The sequence below is a fragment of the Pseudomonas sp. B21-015 genome (assembly GCF_024749285.1).
In the GTDB taxonomy this organism is placed as follows: Bacteria; Pseudomonadota; Gammaproteobacteria; order Pseudomonadales; family Pseudomonadaceae; genus Aquipseudomonas.
The window spans coordinates 2,532,765-2,553,009 of the sequence record NZ_CP087196.1 but is presented as its reverse complement, the minus strand read 5'-3'; the positions used below and the strand labels follow the sequence as shown (position 1 = coordinate 2,553,009).

At 60.6% G+C, this 20,245-nt stretch carries 16 protein-coding genes; 2 read left to right on the top strand and 14 right to left on the bottom strand.

The annotated features are described in order from the left end of the window. Positions 1 to 7: 7 nt before the first annotated feature. The 14 genes from LOY38_RS11630 to iolC form a co-directional block, all read right to left on the bottom strand. Entirely contained in the window at positions 8 to 1,231 is a 1,224-nt protein-coding gene (locus LOY38_RS11630; protein ID WP_408980625.1) for a methyl-accepting chemotaxis protein, read from the bottom strand. A gap of 599 nt (positions 1,232 to 1,830) precedes the next feature. Continuing rightward, a complete protein-coding gene (locus LOY38_RS11625; protein ID WP_007907888.1) occupies positions 1,831 to 2,235 on the bottom strand; it encodes a TraR/DksA family transcriptional regulator in 405 nt (134 codons plus the stop codon). 327 nt (positions 2,236 to 2,562) lie between these two features. After that, positions 2,563 to 3,585, bottom strand: a complete 1,023-nt coding sequence (locus LOY38_RS11620) for an ABC transporter permease (protein ID WP_223488829.1) — start codon at positions 3,583 to 3,585, stop codon at positions 2,563 to 2,565. A 178-nt stretch (positions 3,586 to 3,763) separates the two neighbouring features. Beyond that, complete coding sequence (locus LOY38_RS11615) at positions 3,764 to 5,329, bottom strand: sugar ABC transporter ATP-binding protein (protein WP_258700128.1); 1,566 nt, start codon at positions 5,327 to 5,329, stop codon at positions 3,764 to 3,766. 70 nt (positions 5,330 to 5,399) lie between these two features. Beyond that, entirely contained in the window at positions 5,400 to 6,326 is a 927-nt protein-coding gene (locus tag LOY38_RS11610; RefSeq protein ID WP_258700127.1) for a sugar ABC transporter substrate-binding protein, read from the bottom strand. Between the two features lie 367 nt (positions 6,327 to 6,693). After that, complete coding sequence (locus LOY38_RS11605; protein WP_258700126.1) at positions 6,694 to 7,746, bottom strand: Gfo/Idh/MocA family protein; 1,053 nt, start codon at positions 7,744 to 7,746, stop codon at positions 6,694 to 6,696. Positions 7,747 to 7,884: 138 nt separating this feature from the next. Further along, positions 7,885 to 8,745, bottom strand: coding sequence for a sugar phosphate isomerase/epimerase family protein (locus tag LOY38_RS11600; protein WP_258700125.1), 861 nt, complete (start codon positions 8,743 to 8,745; stop codon positions 7,885 to 7,887). A gap of 156 nt (positions 8,746 to 8,901) precedes the next feature. Then, a complete protein-coding gene (locus tag LOY38_RS11595; protein ID WP_258700124.1) occupies positions 8,902 to 9,912 on the bottom strand; it encodes a Gfo/Idh/MocA family protein in 1,011 nt (336 codons plus the stop codon). A 36-nt stretch (positions 9,913 to 9,948) separates the two neighbouring features. Further along, positions 9,949 to 11,880: a 3D-(3,5/4)-trihydroxycyclohexane-1,2-dione acylhydrolase (decyclizing) gene (gene iolD / locus LOY38_RS11590; protein WP_258700123.1), complete on the bottom strand. Its 1,932-nt coding sequence runs from the start codon at positions 11,878 to 11,880 to the stop codon at positions 9,949 to 9,951. 48 nt (positions 11,881 to 11,928) lie between these two features. Beyond that, positions 11,929 to 12,750, bottom strand: coding sequence for a TIM barrel protein (locus tag LOY38_RS11585; protein WP_258700122.1), 822 nt, complete (start codon positions 12,748 to 12,750; stop codon positions 11,929 to 11,931). Positions 12,751 to 12,775: 25 nt separating this feature from the next. Beyond that, on the bottom strand, positions 12,776 to 14,278 hold the full coding sequence (locus tag LOY38_RS11580; protein WP_258700121.1) for a CoA-acylating methylmalonate-semialdehyde dehydrogenase: 1,503 nt from the start codon (positions 14,276 to 14,278) through the stop codon (positions 12,776 to 12,778). Between the two features lie 44 nt (positions 14,279 to 14,322). Next, positions 14,323 to 15,132, bottom strand: a complete 810-nt coding sequence (gene iolB / locus LOY38_RS11575; RefSeq protein ID WP_258700120.1) for a 5-deoxy-glucuronate isomerase — start codon at positions 15,130 to 15,132, stop codon at positions 14,323 to 14,325. After that, positions 15,129 to 16,022, bottom strand: coding sequence for a myo-inosose-2 dehydratase (iolE, locus tag LOY38_RS11570; RefSeq protein WP_258700119.1), 894 nt, complete (start codon positions 16,020 to 16,022; stop codon positions 15,129 to 15,131). Before iolE ends, iolB begins: the two co-directional genes overlap by 4 nt. A gap of 171 nt (positions 16,023 to 16,193) precedes the next feature. Further along, on the bottom strand, positions 16,194 to 18,131 hold the full coding sequence (gene iolC / locus LOY38_RS11565) for a bifunctional 5-dehydro-2-deoxygluconokinase/5-dehydro-2-deoxyphosphogluconate aldolase (protein ID WP_258700118.1): 1,938 nt from the start codon (positions 18,129 to 18,131) through the stop codon (positions 16,194 to 16,196). Between the two features lie 310 nt (positions 18,132 to 18,441). On the opposite strand from iolC, the gene LOY38_RS11560 reads away from it, so the two are divergent. After that, entirely contained in the window at positions 18,442 to 19,362 is a 921-nt protein-coding gene (locus LOY38_RS11560; protein WP_258700117.1) for a MurR/RpiR family transcriptional regulator, read from the top strand. Between the two features lie 109 nt (positions 19,363 to 19,471). Beyond that, the gene (locus LOY38_RS11555; protein ID WP_258700116.1) at positions 19,472 to 20,083 is read left to right on the top strand and encodes a glutathione S-transferase; all 612 of its coding nucleotides are present in this window, start codon (positions 19,472 to 19,474) and stop codon (positions 20,081 to 20,083) included. Positions 20,084 to 20,245 lie beyond the last annotated feature (162 nt).

Here is a 20,245-nt window from a genome sequence, read left to right as displayed (position 1 = left end):
CACGGGTTCAGCGAGGACGTTCCGGTTTGTAACCCAGGCGCAAACCACCCCAATGCCGGCCCTTGAGCATGATCGGCACCGAGAGATCGTGCATCAGTTCACCGGTGTCGCGGGTGTAGGTCTGCAACAGCACGGCCTGCTGATGGCTGCCACAGCGAACCCCGGTGCGGTCGGCAAACTTGCGCTTGGTGCGGTTTTGCAGGGTATCGACCTGCACATCACCGGTCAGCGGCTGGCTGAACACGGTGTTATGGGTCGGCACATAACCCTGCTGTGTGCAGGCGATGGCAAACACCAAGCCTTCATGACGCGGCAACAACGGTTCCTGAATCGCCGGCAATACCTGATCGGTGTAGCGGTCGAAGCGGGTCTGGTATTTGGCCGGGCTGGTGTTGGGGATCACCTGGTAATTGCGATCAAACAGATCATCGAGGCTGATCCGGCCCTGGTCGATATCCGCTTCGAAACGCGCCGCAATCTGGCTCGCCCCTTCGCGGGCCAAGTCGTAAATCCGCTGATGGTAATCATCCAGTCCAACTTCGGCGAGGCGTTCGCTGATGGTTTCAGCCTGCCCCTCCATCTGCACCGCCGCCAAGGCCAGACGCTGGGTTTGCTGGTCGCTGATCGCCAGATCGCTGCGCATCTGCTCGATGGCGTGGAACAGACTGTCGAGCTGTTCTCGGTTGGTGTCCGCGCCTTGGGCGATTTCCCCGACCTGCCTTTCGACGCCGTCGGTCAGACGCGCGATGTTTTCCAGGTGCTGCCCCGTGTGCTCGACCTGCGCGACGCCGGTATTCAGATCGCTGGCCAGTTGACGGATCTGCTCCACCACTTGCGCCGTGCGTTGTTGAATATCGGCGACCATCTCCCCGACTTCGCCGGTTGCCGTCGCCGTGCGCGCGGCCAACCCGCGAACCTCATCGGCCACTACGGCAAAGCCGCGACCGTGCTCCCCGGCCCGCGCCGCTTCGATGGCCGCGTTCAGCGCCAACAGATTGGTCTGGCTGGCGATGGACTGGATCACCAGCGTGACCCGCTGGATATCGTCACTGCGCAGGCTCAGGGCTTCGATCAGCTCACGGCTGCTACTGGCGCGCTGACTGAGTTGATGCATGCGCGCAATGGACTCGACCAGTTCCGTGCGCCCTGCCGCGCTGCTCTGATGGGCTTCGCTGGCCGCGCTCAAGGCTTCCCGGCTAAGTTTCGATGTCGCGTGTTCGGTGGCGATCATCACTTCGGCGTTGCTGACAATCTGCGCCGCGGCGCCGAGTTGCGATTGCAGTTTGTCGGCCAGTTGCTTGACCGAAAAGGCCACGCTGGCAGCCGACAAAGCGTTATGACTGGTGGTATAGGAAAGATCGCGAGTCAACCCGGTGATGGCGCTGGTGCTGTCTGCGGGGGCTGCCGCAGGGAGGGTGCGCGAGCGCAGGCGCGGCAGCCAGATAATCAGCACGGCCAATGGCAGGCCAAGGTAAAGCGACCAGCCCGCCAATGCCATGCCGCATAGCAACAGCGTCAGGGCGATGCTTTGCAAGGTCGGCGTGAGCCACAGGTTTTTCGGCAAAAGTACGGCTGCAGGCACTGCCCCAGCCAGAGACCCGTCTCGCGTCATCGATTGTCACCCCAGGCATCTTCTAATTGTTGTATCCGCATTAAACGCCACTACAAGGCCATTATCTATGGTCCGTTAGTAGTAGGGGGTGCAGCAGATCAATAGAAGTGCGTCGGCTTTTTCGCAGACGTCGAAAAGCATCGCGGGCAAGCCCGCTCCCACAAGGTCCGTGTTGAACTTGTGGGAGCGGGCTTGCCCGCGATGGGGGCGCTACTGAATCAGGCCTGACGCTGGTGCTTGTCGATCTGCTCGTGACGCTCTTGAGCTTCGATGCAGTACTTGGTGGTCGGGCTGATCAGCAGGCGTTTCAAGCCGATGGCCTCGCCGCTGTCATCGCACCAGCCGAAGCTGTCTTCCTTGATGCGTTCCAGGGCCTGTTCCAACTGAGGCAGCATGCGCTGGTCGCGATCGATCGCGTTCACCAGCCAGGTGCGCTCTTCTTCGACGGAAGCCGCGTCAGCCGGATCGGCCGGGGTGTCCAGGCTCTCGATGGCGATGCGATTCTGTTCGATGCGCTCATGGGTTTCGACTTTCATGTTCTGCAACAGCTCAGAGAAAAAAGCATGTTGCTCGGCATTCATGTAGTCATCCGCCGGCATGGCCAGCAACTTGTCCTTTGTCATTGATATCTCTATAAAAAAACGTGCATTAAGGCGAATTAGGGAGCGTTCCGTTGAGCCTGTGGCTGTCATTGGAACGGCGCCGTTTATTCCAAGCGCCACCCGGCACTCAATTTACGAGGGGCGGCAGTCTAAGGCCGACTCGAGGCCTCAGCAACTGAAAAGACAGCAAATCTGTCCGACAAGGTCCTGAAAGTGCTCTATGGCAGGCTTTGAGGTGCTTATCGGAGTGCGTTTATATCAAGAAATTCAGTCGAGCAGCTGTATATAGAAGACAAACGGCTACGCCACGCGGGTCAGGCGTGGCGCATTTTCGTCTTTCGTCCGGCTTCAGCGCTTGAGTTTGCGCTTGTTGCGGTACTGGTCGATGACCACCGCCACCACAATGATCAGCCCCTTGATGATGTCTTGAATATAAGCGTCAACACCGACAAAGGTAAAGCCGCTGGCCATGACCCCGAGGATCAACGCGCCGATCACGGTGCCAGTGATGCGCCCTACGCCACCGGCCAGGCTGGTGCCACCGATGACCGCCGCGGCAATCGCGTCCAGTTCATAAGACATGCCCATCCCGGCCTGCCCGGTCGCGGCCCGCGCCGACGCCACCACCCCGGCCAGGCCTGCAAGCAACCCGGCGATGCTGTAGACGATCACCAGATGCCGCTTGACGTTGATCCCGGAGGTGCGTGCCGCCTGCATGTTGCCGCCGATGGCGTAGGTGTACTTGCCGTACTTGGTGTAGCGCAGGGCGATGTGAAAGATCACCGCCACCACCAGAAAAATGATCACCGGCATCGCGCCGTGTCCGATGGCCGTGTAGGAATCCGAGAGCATGCTCACCGGCTGACCTTCGGTGTAGTAGCGCGCCAGGCCACGAGCCGAGACCATCATGCCGAGGGTGGCAATGAACGGCGGAATCCCGGTGATTGCAATGATGCTGCCGTTGATCGCCCCCGCCAGCAATCCCACCCCAAGCCCTGCGATCACCGGAATCCACACCGGCAAGTCCGTCAGGGACGGAAACACCGCCCGGGCAAAGTCCGAGGTCTGGGCCAGGCTGGCGGCAATCATCGCCGACAGCGCCAGCACCGAACCGGAGGACAGGTCGATGCCGGTGGTGATGATGACCTGGGTCACCCCGATCGCCAACAGGCCGATGATCGACACTTGCAGGATCATCAGCACCAGACGCTGGGAGTTCATCAGGAAGCTCTGGTCCCGCACGATCCAGCCGAACATTTCGAAGACCAGGCCGATGCCGATCAGTACCAGGAAGATACTCAACTCGGTCGGAAAGCGCCGGCGACTCTTGACCGGTGCCACTGCTGGCTTGTTTTCCAGTATCGCGTTCATAACCACTCATCCTTCAAATGAAATCCGTGTGGCAAGGGAGCTTGCTTGTGGCGAGGGAGCTTGCTCCCGTTGGACTGCGCAGCAGTCCCATTCTTTTAGGGCCGCTTCGCAACCCAGCGGGAGCAAGCTCCCTCGCCACACAATCCCCTTTCACCCTTGGACTGTGTTCATCTTCTCATTAGTGAACCGCGGACATACCCGAGGCCAGTTGCATCACCCGTTCCTGGGTCGCTTCGCTGCGGTCGAGGGTGCCCATCAGGTCGCCCTCGTGCATGACCATGACCCGGTCGCTCATGCCCAGCACTTCCGGCAGTTCCGAGGAAATCATGATCACCGCCATGCCTTCGCTGGCGAGGTAGGAGATAAGCCGGTAGATCTCGGCCTTGGCGCCGACATCGATGCCCCGGGTCGGCTCGTCGAGAATCAGGATGCGCGGATTGGTCATCAGCCAGCGCGCCAGCAAGGCCTTCTGCTGATTACCGCCGGACAGCGTGTCGATGCATTGCTCCAGCGACGGGGTTTTCACCCGCAGCTTCTTGCACATGTCTTCACACAAGGCGCGCAAGGCTTTCTGCTGGATGAAGCCGTTGCCGACGTAATGGGGCAACACCGCCATTTCCATGTTCTCGAGCACCGACAGGCACGGGAACAGGCCGCTGAGCTTGCGATCTTCGGTCAACAGCGCGAAGCCCTTCTCGATCGCCATGTGCGGATCGCTGATGCGCACCACCTCACCGTCGAGCCGGATTTCGCCACCGTCGCTTGGGGTGATGCCGAAAATCGCCTCGGCGACATTGGTCCGCCCCGAGCCCATCAACCCGGCGATGCCAAGGATCTCCCCGGCATGCAGGTCGAAGGAGACGTCTTTGAAAATGCCGTCCAGCTTGAGGTCGCGCACCGACAGCAGCAGATCGCCGATCGGCTTCTCCCGCACCGGGAACAACTGGCTCAATTCGCGGCCGACCATCATCGAAATCAGGCTGTCGCCGTCCATGCTGTCGGCCCGTTGCAGGCCGATGTAGGCGCCGTCACGGAACACCGCCACTTCATCGGCAATGCTGAACACTTCGTTCATTTTGTGAGTGATGTAGATGATGCCTTTGCCCTGGCTCTTGAGGTCGGCAATGATCGAGAACAGATGGGCGACTTCCTTGTCGGTGATGGCCGAGGTCGGTTCGTCCATGATCAGGATGTCGGAGTCGTAGGACACCGCCTTGGCGATCTCGACCATCTGCCGCTCGGCGATGCTCAAGTTGCCCACCTGCTCTTCCGGGTCGAGGTTGATCCGCAGACGCGCCAGCAGCTTGGCGGTGCAACGGTGCATTTCGCGGTGATCGATCATGTGCAGGCCGTTGAGTTGTTCGCGGCCGATCCAGATGTTCTCGGCGATGCTCATGTGCGGCATCAGGTTGAGTTCCTGGTGGATCATCGCGATCCCGGCCTGAAGCGCCGCCAGTGGTGTTTCGAAGACCACCGGTTTGCCCCGCAGACGCAACTCGCCGGCGTCCGGCTGGTAGATGCCGGCAATGATTTTCATCAGGGTGGATTTGCCGGCGCCGTTCTCACCCATCAGGGCCAGCACGGAACCGGGGCGGACCCGAAGCTGCACATCGGACAAGGCCACCACACCGGGAAACCCCTTGCTGACGTTGATGATCTCCAGCAGGTACGGTTCATCGACCGGTGTCGCGGTTGGCTGGATACCCACCAACGGGGTGCTCGAAGCAGTCGCTGAAGCGAACATGATCAGGTACTCCATCAGCAAGGTCGCGATCGCCACCTTGCGTGTTTATTGTTGTTATCGAACGGACGGATTATTTGAACTGGTCAACGTTTTGCAGGGTGATCAAGCGATACGGCACCCACACGGCTTGCTCGACCGGTTCGTTTTTGGCCATTTTCACCGCCGTGTCGACCGAACCATCGGCCTGACCCTTGGCGTCCTGGAACACCGAAACCACCAGAGAGCCCTTCTTCACCGCGTTCAAACCGTCGGGCGTACCGTCGACACCGGCGATCAGCACGCTACCTTTGGCGACACCCGCCTGTTGCAAGGCCATGGCCGCGCCAATCGCCATCTCGTCGTTGTTGGAGACGACCGCGTCGAACTTGCGGCCCTGGGTCAGCCAGTCGTTGACCAGGGTCATGCCCTTGTCTCGCGACCAGATGCCGCTCTGCTCTTGCTCGATCTTGATGTTCGGGTACTTGGCCAGCACCTCCTTTACGCCCTTGGTGCGGTTAGTGGTGGAGTTGTTGGCCAAATCACCCAGCAGAATCACGATGTCGCCCTTGCCGCCCATCTTGTCGGCCAGGTACTGCATCTGCATCTGGCCGGCCTCCAGATCGTTGGAGGCGACAGTGACCACGCCTTTGGGCAGGTTCAGGTCATCGGGACGACGATTGACGTACACCAGCGGAATGCCGGCCTTGACCGCTGCTTCAGTGATTTTTTTGGTGGCGGCGGTATCCACCGGGTTGACCACAATGGCGTCGACCTTCTGGCTGATGAAGCTTTCTACCTGGCTCAACTGCCTGACCACGTCGCTGCGGGCGTCTTCGAACTGCAGCTTGACGCCATCGGGATAGGACTTGGCTTTTGTGTCCATGGACTCGCGCAGGTAGGTCAGCCAGGTGTCATCGAACTGCGCCATGCTGACGCCGATCTTCATGTCAGCGAGGGCGGCGCCGCTGGCGAGCATCAGGGACAAGGCCAGTGAGGCGAAACGGATCTTGGTCTTCATGAAAGGTCTTTCTCCACATTCTTGTTGGTTTTATGGATAAGGCGTGACGATTTCAGTAAGTGGGCAAGCGGACAATCGGTGCACCCGGAATACAGCAGACCAGGGCGCCCTTGCGTTCGACGCAAAGCAAGCGAGAGATGGAATGAAACGAGACGCGAGGCAGGTCGCGAGAGAGGTGCAGCGCGGAACGTAAAGCATGCAGAGCAGAGTTGAAGGTTTTCATCGACGCTACCTGGCTTTTGTTTCTTGTTTTTGGTGCGTCCTTCACTCGTTCAAGGCCTGCTTGAGCGTGATCGGACGTTGATAGTCGGCAACCTGGAAACGACTTTATTGGAAAATAATTTCTATATCAACTCATTTTAGAATTTTATTCTGATTTTATTCCATGGCTCTCGAACGGGCTCAACGCCACCACTTGATGCCCCTCGAAACTGAGCCGCGCAGCGTCTAGCACGCGGGTGGTCGCCAGTGCATCACGGGCCTCGACCGGCAGTGGGCCACCGCTCTGTAACGCGGTTTGTAGCTGCAAATAGAACTGGTTCCAGCAGCCTCGCTCGGACGGCACCCGCTCGCGCACCTCGCCTTGTTCGAACCAGCCCCAGCGACGATGCTCTTCGACGCCCCAGCGCTCGCCCTCGGATTTGGGCGTGAGCCCGGCCAGGGTCGACGCCTCTTGCCCGTCCAGACCGTCGACGCTGTAGCAGCCCTGGGTGCCGGTCACGCGAAAACGCGGGCCAGGAGTGCTTTGCAGACAACTGCCACCCAGGTGCGAGATCACCCCATTGGCATGGGTCAGGGACATAAAGAAGCCGTTGTCGAAGGGCTGATCTTTTTCGAGGTAATCCAGTTCGGCATAAACCCGGGCGACGGGACCGAACAACAGCAGCGCCTGATCCACCAGATGGCTGCCCAGATCGCGCAGAAAACCACCGCCGCTGCCGTTGTTCACCGACTGTGGCGAGTAGCGCTCGATCCGCGATTCGAAACGGGTGACCTGCCCCAGCGCACCGGACTCGATGAGTTTGCGCACGGTGAGAAAGTCCGAGTCCCAGCGCCGGTTCTGGTAGACGCTCAGTTGCACCCCCTGACGCTCGGCCATGGTGATCAGGGTTTGCGCCTGTTGCGTGTCGGCGGCGAACGGTTTGTCGCTGACCACCGCCACCCCGTGTTCGATGGCGTCGAGCACCAGCGCCGGGCGTCCTTTGAGCGGCGTGGACACCACCAGCACATCGACCCCCGCTTCGACCAGTTGGCCGATGCTGTCGAAGGCCGGCACGCCGGGGTGTTCCGTGGCCAGCCATTGCCGGCGCTCGGCGGATCGGGTGACCACGCCCACGAAGGTCGCCGCCGGCAAACTGCTGATCAGCGGCGCATGGAAAAACCGGCCGCCATGGCCGTAACCGACAAGTCCGATACGCATGAAAGTATTCTCCTTATAGAACGCGGCCCCTGTGGGAGCGGGCTTGCCCGCGATAGCGGTCTGACAATCACAGAGATGTTGAATGTGCCGCCGTCATCGCGGGCAAGCCCGCTCCCACAGGTTTTGTGTATGTCGTGGTTAACGGCAGAGTTCTCGGGTCACGCGTTCAAGCATCATCCGGTTGGACTCATCCGGCCGGTCTTCCCAGGCGAACACCGAGACGGTGGTGATGCCATCGAACTTGATCTCGCGCAAGGTGCCGAAAAACGCTTCCCAATCGACCTCGCCCTGGCCGATGTCCAGATGCTGGTGCACGGTGGCGGTGACGCCCGGCGGGTTGACGATGTAGCGCAAGCCCGAGGACGCCTTGTGGTTGTAGGTGTCGGCAATGATCAGGTGGCTCAGTTTCGACCCGGCGTACTTGAGCATCGAGGCGATGTCACCCTGGCCATCGTCGTAGAAAAACGTGTGTGGCGCGGCGTAGAGGTAGTTGATCCAGTCACGGTCCAGACCGCGAATGATGTCCACCGACTCGTTGTTGCGCTCGCAGAAATCATAAGGATGGGCCTGGATATCGAGCTTGATGCCTTCGCGTTCGAACTCGGGGATCAGTTCGTCCATGGAACGCATGAACTGGTTCTCGCACACCAGCGGGTTGTCCGACTGGCCGGTGAACTCGGTGTTGACCAGCTCGCAGTCCATCTCCACGGCGATCTGGATCGCCCGCTTCCAGTTGCGCACCGCGGCCACGCGCAAGCCTTCGTCGGCGGCGGCCCAGTGGTACATCGGTAATAAAGAAGAGAGTTTGACCCCGGTGTCGCTCAGGGCTTTGCGAAATGCCTTGATTCGCGCCTTGTCGACCCGCGGGGCTTTATAGAACGGCAGGAAATCTTCCCGGGGCGACAGCTCGATGTGTTCGTAACCGAGCTCGGCGACCTTGTCGACCATCTTGCCCAGGGACAGATTGCGGTACATGTAGGGGTCTAGTGCGATGCGCATGTTGTTGTTCTCCATCACTTGACGTTGATCGTTCCCACGCTCTGCGTGGGAACGCCGCCATGGACGCTCCGCGTCCGCTTTGTGACGCGGAGCGTCACGGGATGCATTCCCACGCGGAGCGTGGGAACGATCGGCGCTCTGCGTGGGAACGATCGGTTAGTCGTAGAAGCGGGGGCGGTCTGGCAGGCCGACATTTACGATTTGGCCGCTGTTCTGCGCTTCGATGCAGGCATCCGCAGCGACTGCGGCGGCGAAACCGTCCCACGCCGACGGTCCGCCCACCTGCCCCGCCCGCACGCCATCGATGAACGCCTGCAACTCGACGTCATACGCGGCGATGAACCGGTCCTTCCAGTCCATCAGAATCGCATTGGACAGCTTCGCCCCGCTGCGCAATTGAACCTGCGACGGTTCCGGCAGTTTGGCGATGCCTGTCTCCCCCACCACTTCGCACTGGATGTCGTAGCCGTACTGGCAGTTGACGAACACTTCCACATCGATGCGCGTGCCCTTGGCGGTTTCCAGCAGCACGATCTGCGGGTCTTTCAAATGGGCGTGAGCCTTGCTGGTCTTGCGCGGGAACACCACTTGCACCGACACGTAATCGTCGTCGAGCAACCAGCGCAATACGTCCAGCTCATGGATCAGTGTGTCGGTGATCGCCATGTCGGTCTTGTATTTCTCACCCACGGTCGGGTTACGGTGAGCGCAATGCAGCATCAGCGGTTCGCCGATCTGGCCACTGTCGATCACGGCTTTCAACGCCCGATACCCTTCATCGTACGGGCGCATGAAACCGACCTGCACCAGCCGTTTGCCGTGGGCCACTTCGGCCTCGACGATCTTGCGGCAGCCTTCGGCGGTGACCGCCAGCGGCTTCTCGCAGAACACTGGTTTGCCGGCGGCAATCGCCGCCAGCACGAACTCTTCGTGGCTCGGCCCCCAGGAGGTCACGAGAATTGCTTCGACTTCCGGTGCCTTGATCAGCGCATGACCGTCGGGATAGACCTCGGCAGTCAGTTTCAGATCGGAAACGACCTTGGCCGCTTGCTGCAAATTGATGTCGGTAACCGCGACGACCTGGCTGTTGAGCAAGGTCTGGCTGCAACGACGGATATGGTCCTGGCCGATGGCCCCGGTGCCGATAACTCCAAGCTTCAAAGACATTTAAAGACTCCCAGATTTGTTGTTCGTATGGGGCAATCAGTATTGACGGGCCTTGGCCAGTCGTTCGTTGAGGGTCTTGGCCACCGCGTCGGTGCGGGCGCTGGTCGAGACCTGCGCCACGCCGACCCGCCACCACGACAGGTATTTGTGAATCATGGTTTTGGGCAGGACCTTGATGTCGATCAGCGTCGACACCGTCTGCAACCGCGCATCCGCCAACGCGGCTTGCAACTCTTCAACAGTGTTCACTTTGTAAGTCTTGCAGCCGTAAGCCGCCGCGCTCATGGCGAAATCCACCGGCACGAAACCGCCATCGAGCTTGCCGGTTTCCGGATTACGGAAACGGAACTCGGTGCCGAAGCTGTCCATGCCGTGTTCCATTTGCAGGTTGTTGATGCAGCCGAAGGTCATGTTGTCCAGCAGCACCACGTTGATCTTGCGTCGCTCCTGGATCGAGGTCGCCAGCTCCGAGTGCAGCATCATGTAGGAGCCATCGCCCACCAGCGCATAGACCTCGCGCTCAGGCTCGGCGAGCTTCACGCCCAATGCGGCGTTCACCTCGTAACCCATGCACGAATAACCGTACTCGACGTGGTAAGTGTTCACGCCCTTGCTGCGCCAGCTGCGCTGCAAGTCGCCGGGCAAACTGCCGGCGGCGGCGACGATCACGGCGTCATCGGCCAGGGTTTCATTGAGCACGCCGAGTACCCGGCTTTGGGTCAGGCAGGAACCGGTCAACTCGATGAATTCGCGCAGCACCGCCGGGTCCAGGTGGTCGTTGATTTCCGGGACGAAATCTTTCGCCGAGTATTCGACCTGATAAATTCGATCGACTTCCTCATCCAGCTGCGCCTTGGCCTGGCGGGGTTGATCGCCCCAACTCGAGCGGTAATCGCCCAGCGCTTCGGCCAGCGCCTGCAAACCGGTTTTGGCGTCCGCCAGCAGTTGCACGCCATCGAGTTTCAGGGCGTCGCAGGGGCTGATATTGAGGTTGAGAAACTGCACATCCGGGTGTTTGAACAAGGATTTCGACGCGGTGGTGAAATCGCTGTAGCGAGTGCCCACACCGATGATCAGATCAGCGTCCCTGGCCAGCAGGTTCGCCGCCAGGCAACCGGTTTCGCCGATACCGCCGACGTTCAGCGGATGGCTGGACACCACCGCGCTTTTGCCGGCCTGGGTTTCGGCGAAGGGAATATCGAAGCGCTCGGCGAACGCCTGCAACGCTGCATTGGCGCCGGAGTATTTGACCCCGCCGCCGCAGATGATCAGTGGCTTGCGTTTGCCTTTGAACAGCGCCAACGCATCACCGAGCATCGCTTCGGTGGCCGGACGGCGCTCGATGCGGTGCACGCGTTTTTGCAGGAAGTAATCGGGGTAGTCGTAAGCCTCGGCCTGCACGTCTTGCGGCAAGGCCAGGGTCACGGCGCCGGTTTCGGCGGGGTCGGTAAGCACGCGCATGGCGTGGATCGCCGCCGTCATCAATTGCTCGGGACGGTTGATGCGGTCCCAGTATTTGCTCACGGCCTTGAACGCATCGTTGGTGCTGATGCTCAGGTCGTGGAACTGCTCGATCTGTTGCAGCACCGGATCCGGTTGGCGGCAGGCATAAACGTCGCCGGGCAACAGCACCAAGGGAATACGGTTGGCGGTGGCCGTCGCGGCAGCGGTCAGCATGTTCGCTGCCCCCGGGCCCACCGATGAAGAACAGGCGTAGATCTTGCGCCGCAGGTGTTGCTTGGCGAAACCGATGGCGGCGTGGGCCATGCCTTGTTCGTTGCGCCCCTGATGGACGATCAGGTCGCCGCTGTCCTGCTCCAGGGCTTGCCCCAGACCCAGCACATTGCCGTGGCCGAAAATGGTAAAGATCCCGGCGACGAATTTGCTCTGAACCCCATCGACCTCGATGTACTGGTTATCGAGGAATTTCACCAGGGCCTGGGCCATGGTCAGTCTTGTTGTGGTCATGCTTGCACCTTTTCCGTATGCAAATCCGATCCCCTGTAGGAGGAGATGTCAGGCCAGGGATTTCTGCAGGTGATCCATGCTCGCGCCGATCGCTAGCTGGATATCCGCCAGGCCATGGACGCTGTCGGCAAACGGTTCGAACGACAGGTAGCCGCTGTAGCCGGTAGCGAGCAAGGTTTCGATCTGTGCCGCGTTGCCAAGGATGTCGCCCTCGCCCACCAGCACCCGATGGCCGTCGCGGATGGTCGCCAGCGGCGCCTCGGCATCTTCGACACCGGAGATGTGCACCAGGCCGGTCAGCTCGGGGAAGAATTCATGTTCGCTGGCCAGGTGATGGTGAAAGGTGTCATGCACCAGACGGAACACGTCCAGCCCGCCGATGGCCTTGATCGCATCGACCGCCGTGCGTTTGCGCCGCAGCGAACATTCTTCGAAACCCAGCGGTTCGATGAAGCCGAGGATGCCGTGATCGCGCAGGATCGGCGCCAGTTCGCTCAGCGCCGTGCGCAACCCAGAAGCACGCTGTGCCTCGGTTCGTGGATCGGCGCGGTCGTTCAACGGGCACATCACCAAACCCTGCGCGCCGCAATCACGGGCATAACCGGCGAGCTTGAGCGCGTGTGCACGGCGCTCGTCATTCCAGACATCGAACGGATACAGCGCGTTGATCGACAGCACGGTGATGCCTTTGGCCGCGCACAGCTCACGGACGTGCTCGGGTGCGGTGCCATCCTCGATCTCGACACCCTTGAGGTCGTTGCGGATCTCGATGGCGTCGGCCTTGAGGGTCACCGCCAATTCGATGAACGCCGGCAGGGACAAACGTGGGGCGACCATACGGTTCAGGGCGAATCGCAGGGGTTTGTTCATTATTGTTGTTCTCCGCACAAGTGAATTATTTGGCCGTCGGCATGCTGAATTCAGGGCCCTTGGCAATGCTGTCGGGCCAGCGCTGCATCACGCTTTTGTAGCGGCTGTAAAAGCGAATGCCTTCTTCGCCATACGCGTGGTGATCACCGAACAGCGAGCGCTTCCAGCCGCCGAACGAGTGCCAGGCCATGGGCACCGGAATCGGTACGTTGATGCCGACCATGCCGACCTTGATGCTGCGGGCAAACGAGCGGGCGATGCCGCCGTCGCTGGTGAAACACGACACACCGTTGCCGAACTCATGGGCGTTGATCAACGCCACGGCGCTGGCGAAGTCCGGCACGCGCACGATGCCCAGCACCGGCCCGAAGATCTCTTGCTGGTAGATGCTCATCTCGGTCGTGACGTTATCGAACAGCGTCGCGCCGACGAAGAAGCCGTTCTCGGCGCCCGGCACCTTGAAGTTGCGCCCGTCGACAATCAGCTGCGCGCCCTGGGCCACGCCTTCGCCGATAAAACCTTCGACCTTGGCCTTGTGCTCGGCGGTCACCAGCGGCCCCATGTCGCTGTCGCCCTGCATGCCGTTGCCGACTTTCAGTTGATCGATGCGCGGCAGCAGTTTGGCAATCAACTGGTCGCCGACATCGCCCACCGCCACGGCAATCGAAATCGCCATGCAGCGCTCACCGGCCGAACCGTACGCCGCGCCGATCAACGCATCTGCCGCTTGATCCAGATCGGCGTCGGGCATGACGATCATGTGGTTCTTCGCCCCGCCCAGGGCCTGCACACGTTTGCCGCGCGAGGTTGCTTGCTGGTGGATGTACTCGGCAATCGGCGTCGAACCGACAAAGGAAATCGCCTCGATGTCCGGATGTTGCAGCAAGGCATCGACCGCCGCCTTGTCGCCCTGAACCACGTTGAACACACCGTCCGGCAACCCGGCTTCGGTCAATAATTTCGCCATCAGCAAACTGGCCGATGGATCTCGCTCGGAGGGTTTTAGGATGAAGCAGTTACCGGTGACCAGCGCCAGCGGGATCATCCACAGCGGCACCATCACCGGGAAGTTGAATGGGGTAACGCCGGCACAAACACCCAACGGCTGACGCAGGTTCCAGTTGTCGATGCCACCGCCGATGTTGTCGCTGAAATCGGTTTTCAGCAGGTTCGGCGCGCCACAGGCGTACTCGACGATTTCGATGCCACGGGTCACTTCGCCCTTGGCGTCCGAAAGAACCTTGCCGTGTTCGCGGCTGATGATTTCGGCCAGTTCGTTGTGATGGCGGTCGAGCAATTCCTTGAACTTGAACATCACCCGGGAACGGCGCAGGGACGATTGCTCGGACCACGCCGGAAATGCCTTCAGGGCCGAGGCGACGGCGTCATCCACGGTCTTCTGGCTGGCCAGCCCGACCCGCGCCTGAACGCTGCCGGTGGCCGGGTTGAAGACATTGCTGAACCGCTCGCTGCCGCTGTCCTGTACCTGACCGTCGATGTAATGGCCTATTACCTGGGCGTCGCTCATTGCGCTTGTTCTCCGTTCGAATGTTCAAATTCAGGCGTTGTAATTCAGAGATCGAGCAGCCAGCTGTGCTGCGGATCGTTATGGAACTGCCAGACGCGTTTCGGGCCGGCCATCACGTTCAGGTAATACGACTCATAGCCGTAGGGCACGCTGACCGGGTGATAGCCCTTGGGTACGACGACTAGGTCGCTGTTTTCCACGGCCATGGCCTGATCGACGCTGCGATCGTCGGTGTAGACCCGCTGGAACACGAAGCCCTGGGGCGGGTTGATCTGGTGGTAATAGGTTTCTTCGAGAAAGCTCTGGTGCGGCAGATCGTCGGTGTCGTGCTTGTGCGGCGGATAGCTCGACGAGTGCCCGGACGGCGTGCGCACTTCCACCACCAGCAGCGAATGGGCCGGCTCGGTGTCCGGCAGGATGTCGCAGACGTAACGGGTGTTGGCGCCCTTGCCGCGCACGCTGCGCTTCATGCTGTCGGGTTTGATCAGCCGTGGGCCGAGGTTTTCGGTGGTCGAACCGGGGGCGGCGCAGACGGCGATTTGCACGTCGCTGAGCGCGACCACTTGCGCCTGGCTGCCGGGCGGCAAGTACACCGCGAACGGGGATTTGTCTTCGAACACCGACTGGCGATCACCGATGTTGTCCCAATCGAACGCTCCCTGCCCCGGCGCTTCGCCTTTGACGCTGACCCGACCACTGAGCAACACCAGGCACAGTTCCTTGTCGCCGGCGCTGACCAGCAGGGTTTCACCGAGGCTCAGGCGGTAAGCGGCGAAGCCGACGTATTCCAGCTCACCCGGCCCCAGCTCGACCATGGTCCGGCCGCGCGCATTGCTTTTGACCAACAGGCTCATTGCGCGGTCCTCTCGTTGAGCAGCGCACGTAAGGTGTCGCAGCCTTTTTTGGCGTAAACGTAACTCGGCGCCACCGCCGGATCCTGCTCGGCCTCGACCACCAGCCAGCCGTGGTAATCGGCAGTCAGCAGCACATCAAGCAAGGCGCCGAAGTCGATGTCGCCATCGCCGGGCACGGTGAACGTGCCGTTGATGATGCAGTCCGGGAAGCTCCACAGGTTATTGCGCGCCAGTTGCACCACCGGTTTGCGCACGTCCTTGAAATGCACGTGGCAAACCCGTTCGATGTGCTTGCGCAACACCTGCAACGGCTCGCCGCCGCCCATGTAGCAGTGGCCCGAATCGAACAGCAGGCCGACTTCGCTGCCGGTCAATGCCATCAGTTTGTCGATGTCCGCCGGGGATTCGACATAGGCACCCATGTGGTGGTGGTACGCCAGACGCACGCCTTGAGACAGAGTGAAACGCGCCAGTTCGGTGAGTTTGTCAGCGTATTCCTGCCAGGCTTGCTCGGTGTGGAAACGCGGGCGTTCGACCAAGGGAATGCGCTGGCCTTGAATGGAGTCGGCGACTTCGCCATAGACCAGCACCTTGGCGCCGTTCTTCGCCAGCAGCTCGACATGGCTGCCGATGGCGTCGATTTCCTCGGCCACGGAGCGGCGGGCCAGACGGCTGGAATACCAACCGGAGACCAGCGCCAGATCGTAGGGCCGCAGCACGTCGCCGACGCCTTTGGCATCTTTGGGGAATTTGCCGTTGAGTTCGAAGCCTTCGTAGCCGATTTCCTTGCCTTCGCTCAGGGCGGTGCTCAACGGCGTCTCGCCACCGAGGGACGGCAAGTCGTCGTTGCTCCAGGAGATCGGGTTGATGCCAATTCGGATAGCGGGCATGGCTGCACCTTTTATTGTTTTACATAACCAGTAAGAGCGACACAAAACCCTGTGGGAGTGGCGGTGCGACGATTCGACTTGCCCGCGATAGCGATCTAGCTGTCACATTTATGTTGAATGTGCCGCCGTCATCGCGGGCAAGCCCGCTCCCACAGGTATTGCGGTGTTCCATCAGGCCCGGGCCGTGCTCCAGGCGTCGATCAGTTCGACGAACGTGCCCTGCACCTGGCGGATCAGCGTTTCGTCGTCGATTTCACCGGCCATCCACGCGCGGCTCGGTTCCTGGAAAATCGTCCGGCCTACGGCAAAACCTCGGCAAGTCTGGCTCTGGCTGGCCTGCTGAAACCCTTCGGCCAACGCCGCCGCCGGCGCATTCAAACCCAACAGCACGACACCACGGCAATACGGATCACGTTCCTGAATCAGTTCGTCGAGTTGTTTCCATTCCTCAGCACTTTGCGCTTCGATCTTCCACCACGCCGGGTAGATGCCCAGGTTGTAGAGGCGTTTGAGGGCGCGATACAGCACGTCCGGATGGGTTGACGGGTGATCCTTGGGCGGAATGATCTCCAGCAGCAGTTCATGACCGCTGACCTGGGAGGCCTGATACAAGCCCTTGATCTGCGCTTCCTGCTCCAAGCGCAGCAACGGCTCATCGTCGGGATGGAATTGCACCAGGCATTTGATGATCTGTTCTTGCGGCCAGGCGATCAGGTTGCTGCCGATCGAGCGCCCGTGTTCGAACGCCAATGGCCGCGAGCCTTGTACCTCCACCGGTCGTGCCACCCACCAGCCGCGACCGGTGGCGGCGTTCAGCGAGTCCTGGCCGAAACGTTGATCGGCCAGCAAGCCGACATCGGCGTCGACACCCTGCTCACGTAAATCCGCTTCGACCCGCTCCACCGCTTTGATAAAGAGTTGTTTGAGTTCGCCGATAGCGCTCAGGTCGCGCCCGCCCTTGTGGGCCAGCTCCACCAGTTGCCCGCGATGATCGAAGGCAAAGATGAACAGTTGCTTCCACTGTTTGCGCGGCACACTGACCTGATGCAGACGCTGCAACACCGCGTCCTGATCCGGCCGGGTGATCGGCACCGGGCTGTTGAACAGGTAATCGAGTTCGGCGCGGGTCGGCATCGCCGGGGCGCAGGCATGGCGTGACACCACCAGACCGCCGCAGGCATTGGCCAACTGGCAGCAGCGTTCGTCGCTGGCGTCCTCCAGCCAACCGCTGAGGAAACCCGACATGAAGGCATCGCCGGCCCCCAGCACATTCAACACTTCGACGCGCACGCCGGGATAGATCGCGCCGTCTTCGAGACGCGCCGGGATCACCCCGTGGATCACCGTGCAACCTTGCGGGCCGAGCTTGACCACCAACGTTGCCGCGCTCAGGCGCCGGACATTACGCAGCGCGGTGAGCAAATCCTCGGAGCCGCCGGCGATCAGGAATTCTTCTTCAGTGCCGACGATCAGGTCGAAACGCGGGAGGATTTTCTGCACGTGCTGGCTGACGTTCTGGTCGGCGACGAAGCGGGTTTCACCGTCCGCCTTGCCGGCCAGCCCCCAGAGTACCGGTCGATAATCGATGTCCAGCACCCGTTTGACGTTGTGCTTCTCGGCGTAGTCCAGCGCCTGAATGCTCGCCTTGTAGACGCCGTCGGTGGAGAAATGGGTGCCGGTGATCAGCAAGGCTTTGCTGGAAGCGATAAAGGCTTCGCTGATGTCTTCAGCCCGCAGCGCCATGTCGGCGCAGTTTTCGCGGTAGAACACCAAGGGAAAGGTTTCGCGGTCCTTGAGGCCCAGCAGGACCATGGCGGTCAGGCGTTCCGGATCGATCTTGATACCGCTGACGTCACAGCCTTCGCGGGTCAGCGATTCAACCAGGAAGCGACCCATGTGGTCGTCCCCTACCCGGCTCAGCATCGCCGACTTCAAACCCAGCCGAGCGGTGCCGAAGGCGATGTTGGCGGACGAACCGCCGAGGTATTTGGCGAAGCTGCTCACATCCTCCAGCCGCGCTCCGACTTGCTGCGCATAGAGGTCGACGCCAAGGCGCCCCAGGCAAATCAGATCCAATTGACGCCCACTGGCAAAACGAGTCTGGCCCATGCTGGCTCCTGTTATTTTTATCAGCCTGCGTTCGGGGCGATGCAGGCGCCGAACACTCTTGGTGGATGCAGACTAAAACGTCCGGGGCCGGACAATCAATAATTATTCTAATTATTTTTACATGGAATATTTTTTCCAATAAGCTTTTGCACAAGCGTTCCAGACACCGTGCATCGTTTCAGCAGACCCCACGCCGGGCGCAAGTTCAAGATTTTATTCCGGCCTACCCTGTAGACTGCGCACAGCCAACCTATTGTCAGGGGATGACGCTATCCGTCATCTCTATAAGCACAAGCCAGAAGGATTTCTTATGTCCCGCACCGATCAGCCGGCTCCGACCGAGAGCACGCCCGACAGCGATCTCGCCAGCCCCCCGATCAATGCCGAGCGTCTGTTGCAGCTGATCACCAACGAATACGAAAGCCTGCCGCGCCAGCTCAAACGCATCGCCAGCTACATGAGCCAGCAGAGCGACCGGATCATGGTCGACCGCATCAGCGACATCGCCCGCGAATGCGAAGTGCACCCGTCGGCCATCGTGCGGTTTTCCCAGCGCTTCGGGTTCAGCGGGTTCAGCGAAATGCAGGCGCTGTTCCGCGAGGCCTACACCCACAAAACCACGCCGGTGCAGAACTACCAGCAACGCATCCGCAGCATGATCGCCAACAAGTCCCAGAAGGCCAGTGGCGGCGACCTGGCACGCGAATGCATCAACGCCACCCTGTCGGGTATCGAACGGCTGGGGCTGGAACTCGATGACCAGGCCTTCGACAAGGCCGTGGACCTGGTGGTGAATGCCGACAACATCTACGTGGTCGGGGTGCGCCGCTCGTTCGCGGTGGCCGATTACCTGGTTTACAACCTGCAACACACCAACAAGCGCATCCACCTGGTGTCGGGCCTCGGTGGCAGTTACCGCGAGCAGATGCGCAGCGTGCGCGCCAATGACCTGGTAATCGCCATCAGCTTCACGCCCTACGGCAAGGAAACCCAGCACTGCCTGCGCATTGCCCAGCACCATCAGGCGAAAACCCTGATCATCACCGACAGCAACCTCTCGCCGCTGGCCAAACGCGCCAACACCGTGCTGCTGGTCAACGAAGGCAGCTCGTTCGCCTTCCGCTCGTTGAGCGCGACCTTGTGCCTGTGCCAGGCGCTGTTCATTGCCGTGGCTTATCGACTGGAATTGAAGGTCGATGAGATTCATGAGCAGGCAGGCTTTGAGGATTAGCCTTCGAGGATGAACAATAGGCCTGAGGATGAGCGCGAAACCGTTTGCAGGTCGCTGAACCTCGGCTAAGGTTGTCCATCCCCAAGGACCGTCTGTAAGGAGAGGCTCAATGAAACTGATTGGCATGCTGGATTCGCCCTACGTGCGGCGCGTCGCCATTTGCGCCAAATGCCTGGGCATCCCGCTGGAACACGAGTCGGTTTCGGTGTTCAGAAACTTCGAGCAGTTCCAGCAGATCAACCCGGTGGTGAAGGCCCCGACGCTGGTACTGGATGACGGCGAAGTGTTGATGGATTCGACGCTGATCATCGACTACCTGGAGGCCCTGGCCGCGCCGGGTAAAAGCCTGATAGCCAACGATCCGGATCAACGATTGCGCTCGCTGCGATTGATCGGCCTGGCGTTGGCGGCGTGTGAGAAGTCGGTGCAGCTTTACTACGAACGTAGCCTGCGACCAGCGGAGATTCAGTACGGGCCTTGGGTGGAACGGGTCGAGGGGCAATTGGCGGCGGCGTATTCGGCGCTGGAGCGGGAACTGGAAAAACAGCCGCTGAAGACCGACGGCTCGATCACGCAAGACGGGATTACCCTGGCGGTAGCCTGGAGCTTTACCAACCTGGTGGTGCCGGATCAGGTGGAGGCCACGCAGTTTCCGCTGATCGATGCGTTCACGGCGTATGCCGAGGGGCTTGAGGTGTTTGTCGGTACGCCGATCGACTAGGCAGTACGCAGTAAGCCGAAACACTGCAAATCCCTGTGGGAGCGAGCCTGCTCGCGATAGCGATGGGTCAGCCAACATTGATGCTGAATGTACCGCCGCCATCGCGAGCAGGCTCGCTCCCACAGGTTGCGCACCTTAACTGTCTGATATTGGAGTCTGGCC